The sequence below is a fragment of the Pandoraea sp. PE-S2R-1 genome, assembly GCF_002179865.1.
GTDB lineage: Bacteria > Pseudomonadota > Gammaproteobacteria > Burkholderiales > Burkholderiaceae > Pandoraea.
The window spans coordinates 110,966-113,514 of the sequence record NZ_NGUR01000009.1; the positions used below are offsets into that span (position 1 = coordinate 110,966).

The window sequence follows — 2,549 nt, forward strand, 5'->3', positions numbered from 1 at the left end:
CGATCCGGCGCACGTCGGCGCGCGCCAGAGGTCCTGCACTTACGTCAAACCGTCGATCAGTCAATCAATAGGCGGTTCGCAGGGTCAACATCACGGTGCGCGGCTGGCCTCGGGCGTAAGCCGCAGCAAAGTAATCGCGATCGAACAGATTGTTCGCGTTGAGCGACAAGGAGGTCTTCTTCGTGAACGCATAGCTGATCGACGCATCGACCACGGCGTAGAAGCCCTGATTGGCGGTGAAGCCGTTACGCGTCGTCGATGTTTCGCTCACGGCAGTCACGCCCGCCCCCACGGTGAGCCCGTTCCAGCTGCCCGGCAGGCGATAGCTGGTCCAGAGCTTGAAGATGTTGTGCGGTGAAATCGACGAGAACGGCGACGCGATCGTGTCGAAGCTGTTCGAGTCTTCCAACTGGCTGTTGTTGTACGTGTAGCTGCCGAACAATTTCCAGCCGGACAGCAACTCACCCGTGCCCGAGACCTCGAAGCCACGCGTGCGCGCCTTGCCCAGCGCCACGTAGTGCGACTGGGTCGGGTCGTTCGGGTCGATCATCGCGCGGTTGGACTGGTTGATCTGATAGACCGCAAACGCCGTCGTGAAGCGGCCGTCCATGAACTCGCCCTTGATCCCGGCTTCGTACTGATCACCCGTGATCGGCTTGATCAGCGTGCCGGAGGTCGTCAGCAAGTTGTCCTGCGGCTGGAAGATGCTCGTATAGCTGGCGTAGACCGACCACGTCTTGTTCAGGTCGTACACCAACCCCGCATAGCCCGTGAACTTGCCGGCGTTGCCCAGCGAGTTGCCGTTCATGTTGAAGACGTTGTACGTCGGATCGACTGCGAACTTTGACTGGTACCAGCTCACGCGCCCGCCGAGAATCAGGGTCAACTGATCGAGCAGCGAGAGACGCGTCTGCGCGTAGATGCCGTACTGCTTGGCATAGGTGTTGTTGCGGCTCACCGTGTCGGGCGTGCCCGGGAACACCGGCATCGGGTACAGAATGTTCAGCAGGTTGACGTTGGAGACGTTGAACAGGTTGTCCGGCGTGCCGTAGTACTGCGACTGGTGCTCGACCATGCGCATGTAGTTGGCGCCGATGGTGGCCTGATGCGTGCGCCCGAACAGCGTGAACGGGCCGGTCGCAGACACGTCGATATTGGTCTTGCCCTCGCTCACCACGTTGTTCGTCGAACTGATGTCGCCGGTGTAGGTTGCCGGGTCCCACGCATTGAACTGGCTAGCTTGCAGAGTGTTCGAGCGTGAGTACACGTAATCGAACACGGCCTTGGCCGTCCAGCCGCCGCCGAGCTTCTGGTGCAATTCGGCAAAGAGATCCGTGGTGCGGAATGTGTCGCGGTTCCAGCCGGCGCCGTAGTAATGGCCACGCGGCAGATTGCCGTAGGTGCCGTCGGTGTAAATGCCCCAGATCCACGGCTCGTTTGACGTGTACTCGTTGTAGCTCGCGCCGACGCGCAGCAGCGTCGTAGACGTCAGGTCGGCTTCCAGCGTGCCGTACAGCACTTTGTTGCGCGTGTTGGTGGTGTCCTGCACGCCATCGGCGCCGGTATAGGACACGACGGCGCGCCCACGCAGCGACCCAGCCGGGTTGAGCGGTCCGCCCACGTCGATGGTGGCGCCGCTGTTACCGCGCGTACCGCCGCTGAGCGTTGCGCTGGCCTCGAATTCTTTCTGCGCGTGCTTGCGCACGAGGTTGACCGCGCCGCCCGGAGCGCCGAAGCCATTCAAGAGACCTGACGGCCCGGTCAGCACTTCGACCCGGTCGTAGATCGCCAGACTCGGCTGGAACGTATCGGCGGTGACCGACATGCTGCTGTTCACGTAGGACGGCGTGCCATCCACAAGGAACGAGGTGATCGGGAAGCCACGTGCGTAGTACTGCACACGGTCCGAGTCGCTCTGCAACGTGGTGATGCCGGGCGCGTACTGCATGGCGTCCTTGAGCGTCTGGAAGTTCTGTTCCTTGATTTGCTCCTGCGTGATCACCGACACGGTTTGCGGGATTTCGCGTGCCGTCATCGGAATCTTCGAGCCAACCGTCGTGGGTGGGTTCAGCGCTTCGGCCACCGCGTCGCGCTGGTCTTCCACGTTGGTTGCCGGCAGTGCCGCGACCGGTGCGGCCCCGGGCGCTGTTGCGGTGTCACCTGCGGCATTGTTCGCCGGTTGCGCCGCGCTGCTGCCCTGCGTGGCTTGAGACTGCGCCTGTGCCGCAGCCGCTTGCCCCAGAAGCAGCAACATAACCGCCAGACTTGTACGACTCGGTGTGAGTGCGCCCCTCCGTGTTGTTCGGTACTGCCCGTGAATCGACTTCATGTGCAACCTTCCCCTTGACGTGTGGTGGCGCGCTCTCAGCGGCGCATGCTGCATCGGGATCAGGAATTCCGCCCGACGTAAAAATAGAAGTGAAATAATAACCGTTCTCATTTGCATTCACAATGAGAACGGGCCGGACCGTCATGACAACGAAATGATTTCGGACATCTCCCCGGAGCATGTCCCGGGGGATCTCACTGGTTGTTCGGTTCTGCGGGAT

General features: G+C 61.6%; 1 protein-coding gene. It reads right to left on the reverse strand.

The window, feature by feature from the left end:
* Positions 1 to 64 precede the first annotated feature (64 nt).
* A complete protein-coding gene (locus CDV44_RS07735) occupies positions 65 to 2,254 on the reverse strand; it encodes a TonB-dependent siderophore receptor (protein WP_170935896.1) in 2,190 nt (729 codons plus the stop codon).
* Positions 2,255 to 2,549 lie beyond the last annotated feature (295 nt).

Bases quoted from the DNA above. Each gene is read 5' to 3' on its own strand.
- CDV44_RS07735 (WP_170935896.1), bottom strand. From the start codon at position 2,254: ATGTTGCTGCTTCTGGGGCAAGCGGCTGCGGCACAGGCGCAGTCTCAA.